This is a genomic window from Enterococcus sp. DIV0187, assembly GCF_051713785.1.
In the GTDB taxonomy this organism is placed as follows: domain Bacteria; phylum Bacillota; class Bacilli; order Lactobacillales; family Enterococcaceae; genus Enterococcus_A; species Enterococcus_A avium.
The window spans coordinates 3,122,313-3,137,967 of sequence record NZ_JBIOQO010000001.1 but is presented as its reverse complement, the minus strand read 5'-3'; the positions used below and the strand labels follow the sequence as shown (position 1 = coordinate 3,137,967).

The window sequence follows — 15,655 nt, the reverse complement described above, 5'->3', positions numbered from 1 at the left end:
TTACAACCAATCATTGGATTGCAGGCAAAATTATAGTTTCACTCGGCGCCTTTGTGGTTAACTTCCCCTACCTAAAAACTGTGCAACTCTTTTTCTAAACCCCATATTCGATTGTTCCGCTTTGATTTGTTCTTCGATTTTACCAATATCAATCTTATCACTCATTACGTTTCCCACACCTGACCGATTGGACTTATTAGCAGGTTGTGATTGCTCCAGCGTCTTTGCCTTCTTCGCCAAGGTCTCAAGCACGGGCTGCTTTGGCTCCTCTTTCTTCAGTGCTTCTTTACCCGAAAGACTTACTTTGGCTAATTGCCCGTCACTTAATTCTTTCACTGGTATCTTTTTAGGCTCCTTGTAATTTTCAATTGGAGTCACTTTCTTTTGTTTTTTATCTTCTTTATGTGAAGCCTTCTTTTCAGTTTTATTTTTCTCAACAGGCTCTTTCTGGTCTTCTTCACAAGGAAAATCAGCTATCCAGGCGTCACGGTAAATATCGACAAACTCTGTGAATTTTCGTACACCGCTTGTCTCAAAAATCGACAACAGCGTTAGAATTTTCACCGCCCCCGCAAGCTCTTCCCGCGTCTTTGTCGGATGTCCATTTTTTAATGTCCAGGTATGTTTTCGTCCATTGGCTCCTTTGAAAACAGAGCGGATAACAAATTGATGATTGGCCAATTCGTCGGTTCTGGTCGTGTCTTTTTCCTTCAAATATTCTTTATATAAACGAGCTTCCTCGGTAACTGAGCGATACTCCTTCTTATGACGATATAAGCGCGCGATAACTGTTTTCCACTCATTGGGAGTAAAGTAGTTCTCAAAAAACACACTAAAACGTCGCAACGTATGATTAGGCGTTGCGGTTAGAAATAATTCTCTGATTAACTCTCGACAGATAAAAGAAAAATCATCGGAACTGATGCAATGACGCACAAGAACGGCCACTGCATATTCCACTACCGCAGAGGCGTCACGCGTCTCGTTATAAAACTTGATGATTCTCTTTTCAAGGTTGTTTCTAAGCATATTGAACAGCTGTCTACTTCCTAATCGTTGTGTTTGCATGATCTTCCACTCCCTAATATTTGTACGTAATTTATCCAGTACCAAAAAATACGCTTACATTTCACCGGTTAAACGTTATATATCAAAAATATACCTAAACCTTAAAAAATGCTATTTCTTTCGAAAAATTTTGGTATTTTAAATAATGATTTTTTCTAATAAAAATGAATACATTACGTTTTTTTTAGCGGAAATACAGAACTGACTTGCTACGAAGTCCTTAATAAATAACGAAAAAAAGCTTCTCATTCTACTTACTGCTAGAAATCTGCCAGAAATTCTCTGATCGCTTTTTTACTGGAATCTGCATCCGGATAAACATGGTTCGATTCATGGAATCCGTCTTATTTTTTTCATAGACGACTTCACACACATAATCACCGACGATTTGATAATTTTGCTGCTGAAGCGCCGCTCTGAATTTACTCAATGCAGGCAGTTCTTCCTTAAAGGAATGACAATAAAAAGTAGCATATAGCCCGCCTCTTAGTGTTTTCAGCTGTTTAAAATGACTAGGTGTAAAAATGAACAGCTCCTTGGATACAAAATTTTCTGCTAAAAAATCTGGTCGCGGCATGATCGTTCCTACTCGATTAAAGCGGCCAATCGGCATGTTTAATTGACCTATATGATTTTTAAACTCTCTTAGATAGAACTCATACTCCACCTCTGTCATTTCATAAATGTTTTTATCGATCGTGTACGTCAAAATCGGTCGCGGCGGAAAATGTTCTACCTCTATTTCTGTTTGCCCTTGCTTTTCTTGAAAAATCAGCGCGCCTGCCTGAAAGGAATCGATGTCTTCTAATTGCTGATCAAGGGCAGCACGCAGTTCCAGCAGCTCTGCTTTCTTCTTTTCAACCGTCTGACTCAGTTCCGCCAACCCGGCCGTATCATTCATGATATGCTTGATCTCCTCCAATGAAAAATTGAACTGCTTCAAAAATTGGATATTATCAACGGCCGCCGACTGATTGATATGATAATAGCGATAATTACTTTCTGCATCAATATAGGCTGGATGCAGCAAATCAATTTGCTCATAGTAGCGCAGGGTTTGAACAGAAATATTGTTGTATTGTGCAAAATGGCCGATCTTCATTTTTGAAAACATTTTCTAAACTCTCCCTTGACTCTATAGTTACTATAGAGATTATACTATTATTGTGAAATACAACACAATATAGATGAAGGATGCCAGTTCCACTTTTCGCAGTTTTTATCGTGAAAAATAAAAAAATGTACAAAAACGTTGGATTTGGCGCCCAAGAAACTAGTGGAATGGTATACGACATGAAAATAGAATTAATTTTTCTTTGAAAAATTAATTCTTAAAAATGAATAAGGAGGCATTTCAATGGGTTTACAAAAGATCAAGGTAGTTCAGTACGGGTGCGGCAAGATGGCAAAGGTAATCATTAATTATCTGTACAAGCATGGGGCTGAAATTGTTGGGGCAATTGATACAAACCCAGAGGTTGTAGGAAAAGATATTGGTGAATTTGCCGAGTTAGGTTATACGACGGGCGTCAAGATTTCAGACAATGCGCAGGAAGTTTTTGACAATTGTGATGCAGATATTGCCTTAGTAACGATCTTTAGTTATATGCCGGAAATGTACGAATTTTATGAGATGTGTTTGAAGAATAAGGTCAATGTGATTACGACTTGTGAAGAAGCCATCTATCCGTGGAATACCTCCCCTGCTGAAACCAACAAGCTGGATAGATTAGCAAAAGACAATGGCGTGACAATCATGGGGACCGGTATGCAAGACATTTATTGGATCAATATGCCTAGCTTGATGATGGCTGGAATGAACGATATCAAGAAGGTCAAGGGTGCGGTGAGCTATAATGTGGAAGATTATGGATTAGCTCTAGCCGAAGCACATGGAGCCGGCTATGATCTGGAACGTTTCGATAAAGAAATTGCTCAAGCAGAAAGCCTGCCATCTTACATGTGGAATGCTGGTGAAGCGATTTGTTCAAAGATGAACTGGACGATTCAAAGTATTTCCCAAAAGAGTGTGCCATTCACCTTGGATGAAGATGTTTATTCCGAGACTCTTGGAGCAACGATCAAAGCTGGGGACGCGATTGGAATGTCGGCAGTAACCACGATCCGGACTCATCAAGGTATTGAGCTGGAGGTCGAGTGTATCGGAAAAGTTTATCGTGAAACAGACGGCGATATGTGTGATTGGGAAATCACTGGCGAACCAGATATGGTCTTCTCGTTAGATAAACCAGACACTGTCGCTCACACCTGTGCGACGATGGTGAATCGGATTCCATCTGTGATCAAAGCTCCTGCTGGTTTTGTAACAGCAGAAAAAGTTGCTGGACCAAATTACATGACGTATCCGATGCATATGTATTTGTAAAACGGACAAAAAAATCGCCCGTAGACTACTGTTTACGGGCAATTTTTATCCATTAACGCAATAACGACACAATATCCTTCTTCGCTGCACTCTTCGCCGGCAGCCAGCTAAAGACAATCCCGATCACTACCGACAAGCCAAATGCCAGCGTCACCGTGAATAGATCCGGCCGTACCGACAACGGAGTGAACGTACTGATGGCAAAACCTAAAAGCATCGCGATGAGATAACCGATCGTTCCGCCGACCAAGGTCAACGAGATACCTTCCAGTAAGAATTGCATCATAATGTTGCCTTTCGTACCACCCATCGCTCGCCGTACACCGATTTCTTTGGTACGCTCGGAGACAGAAATATAGATCATGTTCATGACACCGATTCCTGAAATAAAGAGCGAGATGCCGCCAATCACCGAGATCAGTAAGGTAATACTGGTCAGCAGCATGCGCAGTTGGTCCACTTGTCCAGCCAAATCCTCTGACTTATAGCTTCCCAGTTCTTTCCATGTGCCATATTTTTTCAAAGTCTCTTCTGCTTCCTTCGAGACATTTTTTACATTGGCAGTTTGCTTTATTTTCACTTGGATCATACTGCGATCTTCAGTGTTAAAATAATGCTCATAGACATTTTCTGGCACCTCTGCAACAACGTAATCCTCAGAGGTGGAGACAATGGAACCGCCATTGCGGTCCTTCATGATTCCAACAACTTCAAATAAATGCCCGCCGATCTTGATACTTTGACCGATTAGTGCTTCTGGCTCCTCTTTTTTGATTGCTTTTGCAGCAGTCTGATCAATCACCACAACGGGATTTTCATTATAATAATCACTGGCTTGAAGAGGACGACCATACAGGACCTCGCTCCCTTCATTTTTCAATAATTTGAAACAATTCCAACGACCATCATTTCCCACATCATCAAAGGTTTGGTCTGCGTACTTGATGCCATTGCGAGAATTGTCATAATAGCTCACTGATTGCACCCCAGGGATACTCTCAATCTTACTGATATCCTCTTCGGTAAACGCATCTAACCCATTCTCATAGAAATCCCCATTTTTCGGCGTATAGGTATAACCAACACTGCCATCAAATTGATCCAATCCAATAAATTCTGACGCATAATTTTCAAAGGCGCGACCAATCGAAAAGACCGTGATCACCGCAGAAACTCCAATAATCAAACCAATCATGGTCAAAAAACTTCGCCGTTTATTTTTTCCAATGGCCTTGAAAGACGTTTTCCATACTTCACTAAACCGCATGTGCAACACCTTCTTCCAAGATCTCGCCATCTTTTACCGTAATAATCCGTTGACAATACGCTGCCGCTTCTGGATCATGGGTTACCATTAGGATCGTGACTTTTTCCTCTTCATTTAAGCGTTTAAATAATTGCATGATTTCTTCAGAGGTATGACTGTCTAGCGCACCTGTCGGTTCATCCGCCACGATAAATTTAGGATTGCCAACGATAGCCCGAGCAATCGCCACTCGCTGCTGCTGACCTCCAGAAAGCTGCTTCGGTAATTTATTGTATTTATCCGCAATCCCGACTTTTCGCAAAGCCTCCATGACCAGCGGTTTGGTTTGCTTTTGCTTCATTCCGCCATAAAGCAGCGGCAACGCCACATTTTCCATAACCGTATTGTTATCGATCAGCTGGAATGCTTGAAAAACAAAACCAACCGATTTATTCCGCAAAGCTGAGAGCTTCTCATCGTTGAAGCGATACGCATCTTCTCCTTCAAAACGATAGCTTCCTTCGAAATCACCATCTAAAAAGCTAATCGTATTGATCAGCGTTGATTTTCCTGAACCAGATGGCCCCATTACTGCGACAAATTCGTGCTCTTCGATGGTCAGACTAATATTCTTTAAGACATGAATCTGCTCCTGATCCGCCGTGTATAATTTGTTGATATTTTCCATCACGATCATTCAACGGTCACATCCATCCCATCCTTGACGTCTTTTGCATCTTTGACTATTTTATCGTTCTCATTCAGGCCTTCACGTAAAATATAATAGCCATTGCCTTTTTCAGCAGAGATGGTATGTTTTTCAGCTTTTCCTTTAGCGACTTTGTAGACCACCTGTTCACCGTCCTTTTTCACCACGCTCTTAAGGGGTAAATGGATCTCATTGCGTGGGATCAATAATTCAACAGAATAGCCAACAGGTATCGTTTCGTCAGGAACCGCCGTAAAGTTATAGGTCACCAAACTGTTTGTGTCCTCTTTCGTTGGTTCGTTGTTCATTTCTGCTAATGAAGTGAATTTGCCTTTGACCGTTTTTTCGTTATTCGCATATTTGATCTCAATCGGTTCGTTCAAGGTAATCTTAGAACGATCATACTCGGTGACTGTTCCCTTAATGGCAGATTCTTCGCTCTTTAAGACCATCAAGGCTTGCTGCGGATCATTTTTTGCATCTTCGTTTAAGGCCGTTACCACTGAATCGTTCGCTGCTCGAATCACTTCACCCCAACGATAAGTCACCAAAATCTGATCTTTCGTCACATGATCGCCTTCGTTTACGTGAATGGTTTGAATCGGGCCTTTTTCTGAATCAACTAGAACCGTTTGTTTTTTCGTTGATTGAACCTGCCCTTTTAAATGCAGCGGTGTTTGCTTGCTAACTTGGTACAGTTCCACTGCAGTGTCATCCTTTGCGTTTGCTTGGGTATTTTGATAGAGGAAAAAACCAGCCCCCGCTGCCACTAACACTCCGATACCAATAATTATTTTTTTCATTTTTTTGCTCCATTCCTTCCATTCCAAAATTCTTACACTTGTTGCTTACTCTTTAAATTTTAGAGGAAAGTTCTGATCGCTACTTCCAACGAAAGTACAAAATCTAAATAGGACTTTAGACCGAAGAACATTTGTTTTTTTAATGGATGAAGAATTGTCGAATGCATTAGTAAGGACTCGTTGACACCAAGGACTTCTTTCATAACAAAAAGCATCATCAGAGTTCCTCCCAACGATGCTTGAATTTATTTATTTTCCCTTATTGATCTCTTTAGCGACCCGTTCATTCATTTTGCGTTTTAACTCATTGATTCGCGTTTTCGCTTGAATCTCATGAAGCATATTCTCTGCAAATTCCCCCACGTCTTCGCCAACTAATTCCAATACTGGAACATGATTGCTGGCACCTTCTTCAAAGAAGGCCAACAATTCATACATTGGCGTTAGCATATCCATGCCGTCCCCTGCTGTAAATTCCCATAAGAAATTTTGGATTTCTTTGTAGACTACCTGATATTCACGAGGTAATTTTTTTAGTCCCGCCATCTGCTCCCTATATTCTGCTTTGTCCGTATAAACTCTTTTGAAGTAGCTAAATACATTTTTATCACTCATTGTTCTGACTCTCCTTTAGCTTATCGATCTGTCCAGAAATAAATTCCCAACGCTGCCAAAACAACGCCAATTCATTTTCTCCTGCTTCATTCAATGAATAGAACTTTCGCATCGGACCAAGTGAAGATTTTTTCTTTGTAACAGTCACTAATTTTTTCTTTTCTAGTCTTAATAAAACTGTATAAACCGTTCCCTCAACAATATCTTCAAAGCCATATTTTTGTAGGTTATTCGTAATTTCATAGCCATAGGTTTCGTGTTGATTGATAATTTCTAAGATCATTCCTTCAAGCACGCCCTTTAGCATCTCTGTAATCCCGTTCACTGTTATCATCCTTCCCAGCTGCTGTACTAACGTAATTTTTTCCGATAGACATATATAGATAATACTTGGAAAATCACGATTGCGCCAATACTCCATACGAATGCCACCCAGATATCTGCGGGAATTTTTCCGTCGGTCAAAATTGAACGTAAAGAATTAATGATCGGGGTCATTGGCTGATAATCTGCAAAACCTCGCAAAACTTTAGGCAATGTTTCTGTTGGCACAAAGCCTGAGCTGATGAATAATAGACCAATCAGCAAGTAAGAAAAGGCGATTGCTGTTTCATTATTCCTAGCGATCAATCCAAAGAGGACGGCAATCCAAGATAGTGCGTAAGTCGCAACCAGCAAAAGCAGCAGCCCCACAGCCCAATCAAATACATCTGCCTTTGGGCGAAATCCAATTAAAATACTGCTGATCAGAACAAGTAGCGCTGAGATAAAATTGAAAATGACACTGGTCATCACGTGACTATTCAAAATCGCGGACTTCGCGATCGGCATGGAATGGAACCGTTCAAAAATACCATTTTGAACATCCGTGTTTAAACGAAAAGCGGTATAACCAACGCCGCTGGCAACAGTAAACAATAAAATTGCCGGCACGATAAAGCCTTTATAGGTCTCTTGCGGGATCGTCATCGCCCCACCGAAAATATAAATGAATGCCAGCATTAGCATGATCGGCATCAGTACCACGGTCATGATTGTATCCACACTTCGGGTCATATGCTTCATCATTCGTCCGGTCAATACCATCGTATCTGCGAATACGTTCATTTTTCTCCCTCCCCTCGGTTTTCGGTAATTCAAAATATATTTCTAAAATCCGTTGGTTAAGGTCTTCCAAACCTTGATAGATCCATTTTTAGATACAAAAAGACACTTGTACCCCCTCTGTTTGTTAGAATGAAGTTGACAGCCACATCCAAAAAAACAGAGAAAGGAAAGTACAAATGTCAGCTTCATTATATTCAGATTTAGTCGAAACTATCAATACCCAACGTAAATTTATTCTTTTTCTTCTCTATCAATTGAGTTTGCTTTTCTCAAACTCCAAAGCTCCTAAACCCACTGATATCGCAGATTTAGACTATCAAAAACTAACGGTCGATGAACTCCCTAAAGTCATCGAACTTCAAAAATTTGATTATCGTCAGCTTCAAAAAAAGGCGCTCGTAGAAACCGGCAAAGAAATCAAACCTGTCAGTCGACAGGCAGCCTCAAAAGCCTTTGATCCCGCTGTTCACTGCCCGCGCTGTCAGGCTCCTTCAGACTATCTCTATCTGAATAACGGTACTGCTGAGAACGAGCAGTTTCGTTGTAAAGTTTGCGATACCTTGTTTAATCACAAAAGCCGCTTCTCAAAAGACGTTGCTTTTCACTGTCCACATTGCGAAAAGCCCCTCGACAAGATTAAACAGCGCAACGGATTCACGATTCACAAATGTCGCAACACGGATTGTCCGTACTACAAAAAACGTCTCAAAAGTCTGTCAAAGAAAGAGCTAAAAGCCTTCAAGAAAAACAAGCACTTATTTAAGATGCATTACATTTACCGCAACTTTGAGCTGTCTCTGTCGGAGTTAGAGCACTCGCCAGATTTCGAAACCCACGTTCAGCTCAAGAATATTCACAGTTCGCCCTATGTGCTTGGATTGATCTTGACCTACCATGTCAATTATGGCTTGTCTGCCGAGAAGACAGCCGCCTTGATGTTTGACATTCATCAGGTAAAAATTTCCGGACAAACGATTCGAAGCTACGCTCGCTCGGTGGCGCAACTGGTTCAGCCGTTTACAGATTATTACCCGTATGAGCTTTCAGACCAGTTTTGCGGCGACGAAACCTATATCCGGGTCCAAGGCAAGTGGCACTACATTTACTTCTTCTTTGACGCCGAGAAAAAGATTATTCTCTCTCATCGATACAGTCGCCATCGAGATACAGAGACGGCAATCAAAGCGATCCACGATGTCGTTCGTCGATTTGAACAGCTGTCAGCTGACTTGAAATTAGTCGTCGACGGCAATCCAATCTACAAGCTGGCCGAGGCGTTCTTCGCTCAAAATGGCATCAACTTTGATGTGATTCAAGTGATCGGCTTGACCAACGAAGACGAGGTTTCAACGGAATATCGTCCGTTGAAACAAATCATTGAGCGACTGAATCGAACGTTTAAAGGAAATTACAAGCCCTTAGGCGGTTTCAACTCTGACGCAGGTCCGATTGCCCAAGTCACATTGTTCACGACGTATTTCAACTTTCTTCGCCCGCATTCTAAGTTGGAAAAGAAACGCGTACCTGTTCTTTTACCTGAGCTTAATGGATGTGAGGACATGCCTCAGAAATGGGTTAAGCTCATGACGATGTCGGAACAATTTATCAGAAGGCAACAGGCAGCTTAGCGACTTTCGGTAACGGGTTGTCCTCACAAGAATAGGCGGAGCGCACACTTGACCATCCGTAACAATGGCTTACACTGGATGACCGAGGGTGAGCTTTGTCGTGCCTTTCTTTCGTACAACTGGGCGCCCTCACCTCTGAGACAAGCCATTGTGTAAGATTGTCAGGTGCTATTCGAGTCATTCGATCCGATTCAGTTCTGATAAACGCTATTTAGGCTTGTTTTTCATAGATTATTTTGAGTTACCCGGTTTTCGACAATCATAAAGAAGACGTCATCCAAAGAAGATTGTTTTTGGGTAAAGGTTAAAATCTCAATCTTCGCCGCCTGCAATTGATTTAAAATCGTCGTGATTCGTTCAACTTCATTATCTGTTACAACGTTCAGCGCCAATAATTCCTTATTCATTTTTCCTCCGACAAGCTGTTCAGTAGCTTCCAATGTTTCCTCATCCGCAAAGGTCAATTCCAAGGTTTCTTTTGGCAACTGCTTTTTCACCTCTGCGATGCTTCCCTGCAATGCGATTTTCCCACGATTCAAAATCGCCACGGTATCCGCCAACTGCTCCGCTTCCTCCAAATACTGCGTAGTTAGAAAGATCGTCACCCTCGCTTTTTTCAACGAACGGATCATTTGCCATAGAGCAGCCCGCGCCTGCGGATCTAATCCAGTCGTTGGTTCATCCAAGAAAAGAATTCTGGGCGGATCGATCAAGCTCATCGCCAAATCCAATTTACGCCGCATCCCGCCAGAGTACGTTTGCGTCGGTCGATCCGCCGCTTCTTGCAGATCGAATTCCGTTAACAGCTCATCAACCTTTTCCGTATAATTTTTCATATGACGAAGCTTTGCGATCAAAACTAAATTTTCCCGTCCCGTTAATACCTCATCTACCGCAGCGAATTGTCCGGTCAAACTAAATTCCTTTTGAACCTTTAACGACTGCTCCAACACATTCATTCCATCGATCGTAATATAGCCATTATCTGGCTTCAGCAAAGTGGTCATCATTTTGACTGTTGTTGTTTTCCCAGAACCATTCGTTCCCAATAAAGCAAAAATGCTTCCTGTCGGCACATGAAAACTAATTTTATCTAACACCTTGTGATCAGAAAAAGATTTTTCCAAATCAACAACATTAATTGCTTCCTGCATTTTACTCACTCCTTAATCATCATTCGGTACTTTGTAATATTAAGTACAGCTATAATGTATAACTAAGTAGCTATTTTGTCAACTACTTTGTTCTACTAAGTACTAAAAATTTTCCTTTACATCTTGTTAACCATCCATTATACTTTCGTTAACCAAAATAAAATATTTAGTTAACGAAAGAGTGAGTGTATGAAATTAAGTAGTCGAGAAATTGTTTTAGCCGGATTATTTGCAGCAGTAATAAGTATTTTAGCCCAATTCACCATTCCTTTTGGGCCTATTCCATTAACTTTACAAACCTTTGCTGTAGGGTTCGTGGTAACTATTTTAGGCAAGAAAACCGGTACTATTGCCGTAGCGATGTATCTATTGATGGGGATGATCGGTTTACCTGTGTTAGCTGGCGGTTCAGCGGGAATTGCCCATTATTTCGGACCGACCGGGGGTTTTTTAGTTGGATTTATTTTTCAAGCCTATGTTACTGGTCTGATTTTAGAAAAATTAACCTTCAATTATTTTTGGTCAATCGCCGCTAATTTAGTCGGGGCTTTTATTACTCTGTTCTTCGGTTCCCTTTGGCTGAAATTTAGCGGAGGTTTACCATGGGATACGGCTTTTTCTGCCGGAATGATTCCTTTTATTCTGCCAGGCGCAATCAAAGCAGTCGCAGCTGGATATCTGGGGGTCTTGCTTGGTAGAAGGTTGCCCTTCACAAAATTGGTGTATCGTTAAATCTTTGAAGTTGGAAACGCCTATGTTATTGATGCCGCATAATGTGTTCTCAACAAAAGTTAGAAAAGAAACAAAACAATGTTTAATTGTTAGAATAAAAATAGGCTCTAAGCTCAAATTTTGAGCCTAGAACCTATTTTTAATTTTTTAATTCAAGTCCTGTCTCCAAGGCAACACGTTTTCCTTACGATAAATCGCAGCTTGCCCGATCGAATTGAACAGCTCCATTTTTTGTTTGACAACGGCTTTAGCTGCATCAATACATTCTGGATAGATCGCATTTGGGTCCCATAATTCAGTAGTCGAAAGAATCTCACGACATTTTTTGTAGAAAGCATATTTGTAGTCAGATGAAATATTGACCTTTTGAATCCCGATTTGAACCGCTTTGGCAATTTCTTCATCTGGATTAGCTGATCCGCCATGAAGCACCAATGGAATATCGACTCTGCTCTTGATGTCTTCTAGTACATCCATCTTCAATTCAGGTTTGATGTCTTTTGGATAAATTCCGTGAGCCGTACCAATTGCCACTGCCAATGTATCGATCCCGGTTTTTTCAATAAATTCTTCGGCATCCTCTGGTTTCGTGTAAATAACTTCCGACACGCCGCCTTCAACCGATGTTCCCGTATTCCCGATCGTACCTAATTCCCCTTCAACGGAAACACCAATCTTATGACAAACATCAACGACTTCCTTCGTGATGGCGATATTTTCTTCAAACGGTAGTAATGACCCATCGATCATGACTGAACTGAATCCACAGTGGACAGCGCGCATGATGCTGGCTAAGTTATCCCCATGATCCATGTGGATAACGAATGGCACCGAACTATTTTTTGCACGAGATACCGCATATTGGAAAAATTCATCTTTGGTAAAATCTAACTCAGTTGGATGAACCGCGATGATCGCTGGCGCATCATTTTCTTCCGCTGCTTCAATGACTACGCGTAAGAAATTACTGTCTGCGACGTTAAAGGCTCCTACGGCGAATTTATTTTCCTTTGCGACTTCTAGCATTTGCTTCATATTGATTAACATTTGACTTTGTCTCCATTCTCATTTTAAGATTTATTTTTTGAACCCGAAAGTTCGATATACCGTTTCACAACTTCTTTTCCAGCTGCCATCGTTTGATGAACAAGCGTCGGATAATCCACCTCAGGATTTTCTGCTAATTGCTTTTGGACTTCGGCTTTTTGCGCCTTCATAAAATCTGAACCCACATTGATCTTATTGATCCCTAATTCGATCGAACGCAGGATATTTTTCTCACCTGCGCCTGATCCGCCATGTAATACTAACGGTAAATTTGTCGCTGCTTTGATTTTTTCGACAATATCAAACCGGAAATCCGGCACATACCCTTCTGGATAATCTCCGTGACTGGAACCATAAGACAGTGCTAAACAATCAACACCCGTCTCGTTAATAAAACGAATCGCATCGTCGGGATCGGTGTACATCTCATCATTGGTAAAATGATCACCAGCCACCGCCCCCATATCGCCAACTTCAGCTTCTACGCTGGCATTGTAGACCTGCGCCAGCTCTACCATGGCTTTAGTGATCCGAATATTTTCTTCTAACGAATACATCGAAGCATCCATCATGACGCTGGAAAAGCCTTCATGCAGACACTGTTTCACGAACGCGACATCCTGTCCATGATCTAAATTAATCGCCACTTCGACTTTGGCATTATTTGCCATTCGAATAATCGGTTGGGTCAAATAGCGAATATCCAAATGCTCTTTTAAATGATCCTGCAATAAATCGACAATAATCGGTGAACGCATTTCCTCTGCCGCTTCGATTACCGCTTTGGCTGTTTCCAAATTGAAGCAATTGATCGCCATTACGGCATAGTTTTCACGATTGGCCTTTTGCAACATTTCTTTCATCGAAACATACATGTGACAAAACTCCTTTTTCATACTAAAGAATTAATTTTTCTCTGAAAAATTAGTTCGATTTTCAAGCCGTATATCATTCCACTGGGTTCATTACCTGTGATTCTGTGTTGCTTTTGATTTAAGTTTTTTCAACGAATCTAACTGCGAAAAGTGGAACTGACACCCTTACTACGAAATCTTGATGGAAGAAAAATCTACTTCTTCCTCTTCTTCATCGTCCTTGATTTCATTTTCCACTGGCTCTTTCTTCAGAACGAACAACAAAATTCCGGTAATCGCTGAACCAATCAATAACGCTAACGTAAACTTCAATGGATCAGTCATCGCTGGGATAATGAACACTCCGCCTGACGGAACCGGCGAACCAACGCCCCACGACATACTCAAGCCGCCGCCAATTGCCGCGCCAACTGTACAAGAGAAGATCACCCGCAATGGATCAACTGCTGCGATTGGAATAACACCTTCTGTAATCATGCAAAGTCCCATTGGGAAAGCGATTTTGATATTGTCTTCCTCTTCTTTGGAATATTTGCGTTTGCGAACAATTTTAGATAATACCCAAGAGATCGTGACACCAAACGGCGGTACCATAGAAGCCAATACTTTCACGGCTTCTGGTCCCTGCACACCCTCTAGTAGCAAGCCATCGGCAAATAGTGACGCTACTTTATTAACCGGACCACCGAAATCAAAGGCAGCCATTCCGCCAACAATTGAGCCAAATAAGAATTTACCCGAACCTTGTAGCCCTTCTAAGAATTCGGTCAACGCTTCTGTTGCCCAAACAATCGGCAATCCGATGACAAAGAACATCAATAAGCCAATGATCAATGTAGATAAGAGCGGTACGATCATCATCGGCATCAAACCTTGTGCCCATTTTGGAACCTTCAGATTTTTCACTAAGAATAGTACAAAGAAACCAACCAAGTAACCACCGAGCATCCCGCCTAAGAAACCAGCACCGATGGCATTCGCGATCAACCCCATAAACAAACCAGGTCCAATACCCGGACGGTCAGCAATTGAATACGCGATGGCCCCCGCGATAACCGGTGCCAATAATCCCATCCCCAAAACACCCAATGAGACTAACGCATCTGGAACCGAATAGGCCGCCTTATAATCCTCAATCACTCCGCCACCTGTCAAATTTCCAATCGCGATCAACAACCCTGCCGTAACAACAACCGGTAACATGTACGAGATTGCCGTCAGGGCATGCTTTTTCAATTGAAGCTGCTTAAACATTTAGTTCATCTCCTTATTCAAATTAATGTATTTATTTTCTTCCAGAAAAATAAGTCTGATTTTCAAGCCGTATACCATTCCACTAGGATTTTTATTCTTTTGCAGTGGACTAATTCTATGCTGTGTTTTCTTCACTGATTAAACTATGAAGAGTGGAACTGGCATCCTTTTTCATATTAAAGTTAAAGAAATAATTTCCTACGCCTTTACAATTTCCTCTTCGATCTTATTAATCAAACCCTTTGGTGCTTTGATTACCATGCTGGTCGGGATTTCCACCACCTTTTTTCCTTCAAAACGGTCTTTTCCGCCGATCTTGATGTCTGCGGCGATAATCACGACATCGGCGGCTTTGATTTCTTCCATGGTTAACTCGTCTTCTGTTCCGATGGTTCCTTGTGTTTCGATGTGAACGGTGTGACCTAAGGCTTTGGCGGCTTTTTCTAATTTCTGTTTGGCAATGTACGTATGGGCGATGCCTGACGTACACGCTGCGACTCCAACAATTTTCATCATCTATTCCTCCATTTTCTTTTTTAATCTTCTTCCATTGGGTCCTTTGATAACAATTCCATCATTTCCGCTTTGGTCCGAGCATTGACCATATTTTCGATGAAATCTTCATCGGCTAAGAGCATCGCAACCTTCTGCAATAACTTGATATGCATAGTGTTGGCATCGGTATTCTTCACGGCGAATAAAATAATTACGCGAACAGGTTCCTCATCCAAGGATTCCCATGGGATCGGCATGGCGGCTTTACCGACAACTAACGAGGTCTTGATCACGCTATCCGATTTTCCATGAGGAATCGCAATACTATTTCCGATTCCCGTCATGCCTTCTGCTTCGCGTTCGAAAACATCTGCCATAAAGTCGTCCTCGTCAGCAATGTCCCCATTTGCCATTAGCAATCGTGTCAATTCATGAATTGCTTCTTCTTTTGTTGTCGCTTTCATTTCTAATTGGATTAAATCTTCGGTAATCACATCCGCGATACTGAAATCGTCCATCATTTGCTCTGCTGTCAT

Annotated in this window: 18 protein-coding genes; 3 read left to right on the top strand and 15 right to left on the bottom strand. The window is 41.5% G+C overall.

Annotation, left to right across the window (positions count from 1 at the left end):
• Positions 1-57 precede the first annotated feature (57 nt).
• Positions 58-1,068: a hypothetical protein gene (locus IGI52_RS15375; protein WP_016181617.1), complete on the bottom strand. Its 1,011-nt coding sequence runs from the start codon at positions 1,066-1,068 to the stop codon at positions 58-60.
• A gap of 250 nt (positions 1,069-1,318) precedes the next feature.
• Positions 1,319-2,182: a MerR family transcriptional regulator gene (locus IGI52_RS15370; RefSeq protein WP_016181618.1), complete on the bottom strand. Its 864-nt coding sequence runs from the start codon at positions 2,180-2,182 to the stop codon at positions 1,319-1,321.
• Positions 2,183-2,425: 243 nt separating this feature from the next.
• On the opposite strand from IGI52_RS15370, the gene IGI52_RS15365 reads away from it, so the two are divergent.
• Positions 2,426-3,454 (top strand): NAD(P)H-dependent amine dehydrogenase family protein, encoded by a 1,029-nt coding sequence (locus tag IGI52_RS15365; RefSeq protein WP_311871996.1) that lies wholly within the window; start codon positions 2,426-2,428, stop codon positions 3,452-3,454.
• Positions 3,455-3,506: 52 nt separating this feature from the next.
• Here the strand turns inward: IGI52_RS15365 and IGI52_RS15360 are convergent, their stop codons facing one another.
• From IGI52_RS15360 to IGI52_RS15330, 7 genes are read right to left on the bottom strand one after another with little or no spacing between them, the layout of a single operon-like run.
• On the bottom strand, positions 3,507-4,721 hold the full coding sequence (locus tag IGI52_RS15360) for an ABC transporter permease (protein ID WP_016181620.1): 1,215 nt from the start codon (positions 4,719-4,721) through the stop codon (positions 3,507-3,509).
• Positions 4,711-5,397 carry an ABC transporter ATP-binding protein gene (locus IGI52_RS15355; RefSeq protein ID WP_016181621.1) on the bottom strand — a complete coding sequence of 229 codons (687 nt, stop codon included), beginning with the start codon at positions 5,395-5,397 and terminating at the stop codon, positions 4,711-4,713. Before IGI52_RS15355 ends, IGI52_RS15360 begins: the two co-directional genes overlap by 11 nt.
• On the bottom strand, positions 5,394-6,212 hold the full coding sequence (locus IGI52_RS15350; protein WP_016181622.1) for an efflux RND transporter periplasmic adaptor subunit: 819 nt from the start codon (positions 6,210-6,212) through the stop codon (positions 5,394-5,396). The genes IGI52_RS15355 and IGI52_RS15350 overlap by 4 nt, the downstream gene beginning before the upstream one ends.
• A gap of 59 nt (positions 6,213-6,271) precedes the next feature.
• The gene (locus IGI52_RS15345) at positions 6,272-6,430 is read right to left on the bottom strand and encodes a hypothetical protein (RefSeq protein ID WP_016181623.1); all 159 of its coding nucleotides are present in this window, start codon (positions 6,428-6,430) and stop codon (positions 6,272-6,274) included.
• Between the two features lie 31 nt (positions 6,431-6,461).
• Positions 6,462-6,827, bottom strand: a complete 366-nt coding sequence (locus tag IGI52_RS15340) for a DUF1048 domain-containing protein (RefSeq protein ID WP_016181624.1) — start codon at positions 6,825-6,827, stop codon at positions 6,462-6,464.
• Positions 6,820-7,152 (bottom strand): PadR family transcriptional regulator, encoded by a 333-nt coding sequence (locus IGI52_RS15335; RefSeq protein ID WP_016181625.1) that lies wholly within the window; start codon positions 7,150-7,152, stop codon positions 6,820-6,822. The genes IGI52_RS15340 and IGI52_RS15335 overlap by 8 nt, the downstream gene beginning before the upstream one ends.
• 26 nt (positions 7,153-7,178) lie before the next feature.
• Positions 7,179-7,934 carry an ABC transporter permease gene (locus IGI52_RS15330; protein ID WP_016181626.1) on the bottom strand — a complete coding sequence of 252 codons (756 nt, stop codon included), beginning with the start codon at positions 7,932-7,934 and terminating at the stop codon, positions 7,179-7,181.
• Positions 7,935-8,110: 176 nt separating this feature from the next.
• Between IGI52_RS15330 and IGI52_RS15325 the strand changes: the two genes are divergently transcribed.
• Positions 8,111-9,562 (top strand): DDE-type integrase/transposase/recombinase, encoded by a 1,452-nt coding sequence (locus IGI52_RS15325; RefSeq protein ID WP_311873022.1) that lies wholly within the window; start codon positions 8,111-8,113, stop codon positions 9,560-9,562.
• Between the two features lie 224 nt (positions 9,563-9,786).
• Here IGI52_RS15325 and IGI52_RS15320 read toward each other — a convergent pair whose 3' ends face one another.
• Complete coding sequence (locus IGI52_RS15320; protein ID WP_311873023.1) at positions 9,787-10,716, bottom strand: ATP-binding cassette domain-containing protein; 930 nt, start codon at positions 10,714-10,716, stop codon at positions 9,787-9,789.
• A gap of 189 nt (positions 10,717-10,905) precedes the next feature.
• Here IGI52_RS15320 and IGI52_RS15315 point away from each other — a divergent pair, with 189 nt between their 5' ends.
• The gene (locus IGI52_RS15315) at positions 10,906-11,448 is read left to right on the top strand and encodes a biotin transporter BioY (RefSeq protein ID WP_016181628.1); all 543 of its coding nucleotides are present in this window, start codon (positions 10,906-10,908) and stop codon (positions 11,446-11,448) included.
• A 147-nt stretch (positions 11,449-11,595) separates the two neighbouring features.
• Here the strand turns inward: IGI52_RS15315 and IGI52_RS15310 are convergent, their stop codons facing one another.
• The 5 genes from IGI52_RS15310 to IGI52_RS15290 all read right to left on the bottom strand — a co-directional run bounded on the left by IGI52_RS15310 (position 11,596) and on the right by IGI52_RS15290 (position 15,655).
• The gene (locus tag IGI52_RS15310) at positions 11,596-12,495 is read right to left on the bottom strand and encodes a ketose-bisphosphate aldolase (protein WP_016181629.1); all 900 of its coding nucleotides are present in this window, start codon (positions 12,493-12,495) and stop codon (positions 11,596-11,598) included.
• 23 nt (positions 12,496-12,518) lie between these two features.
• A complete protein-coding gene (locus IGI52_RS15305) occupies positions 12,519-13,370 on the bottom strand; it encodes a class II fructose-bisphosphate aldolase (RefSeq protein WP_016181630.1) in 852 nt (283 codons plus the stop codon).
• Positions 13,371-13,538: 168 nt separating this feature from the next.
• Complete coding sequence (locus IGI52_RS15300) at positions 13,539-14,624, bottom strand: PTS fructose transporter subunit IIC (RefSeq protein WP_016181631.1); 1,086 nt, start codon at positions 14,622-14,624, stop codon at positions 13,539-13,541.
• Positions 14,625-14,822: 198 nt separating this feature from the next.
• Positions 14,823-15,137, bottom strand: a complete 315-nt coding sequence (locus IGI52_RS15295) for a PTS fructose transporter subunit IIB (protein WP_034877263.1) — start codon at positions 15,135-15,137, stop codon at positions 14,823-14,825.
• A gap of 23 nt (positions 15,138-15,160) precedes the next feature.
• Positions 15,161-15,655, bottom strand: coding sequence for a PTS sugar transporter subunit IIA (locus tag IGI52_RS15290; RefSeq protein WP_016181633.1), 495 nt, complete (start codon positions 15,653-15,655; stop codon positions 15,161-15,163).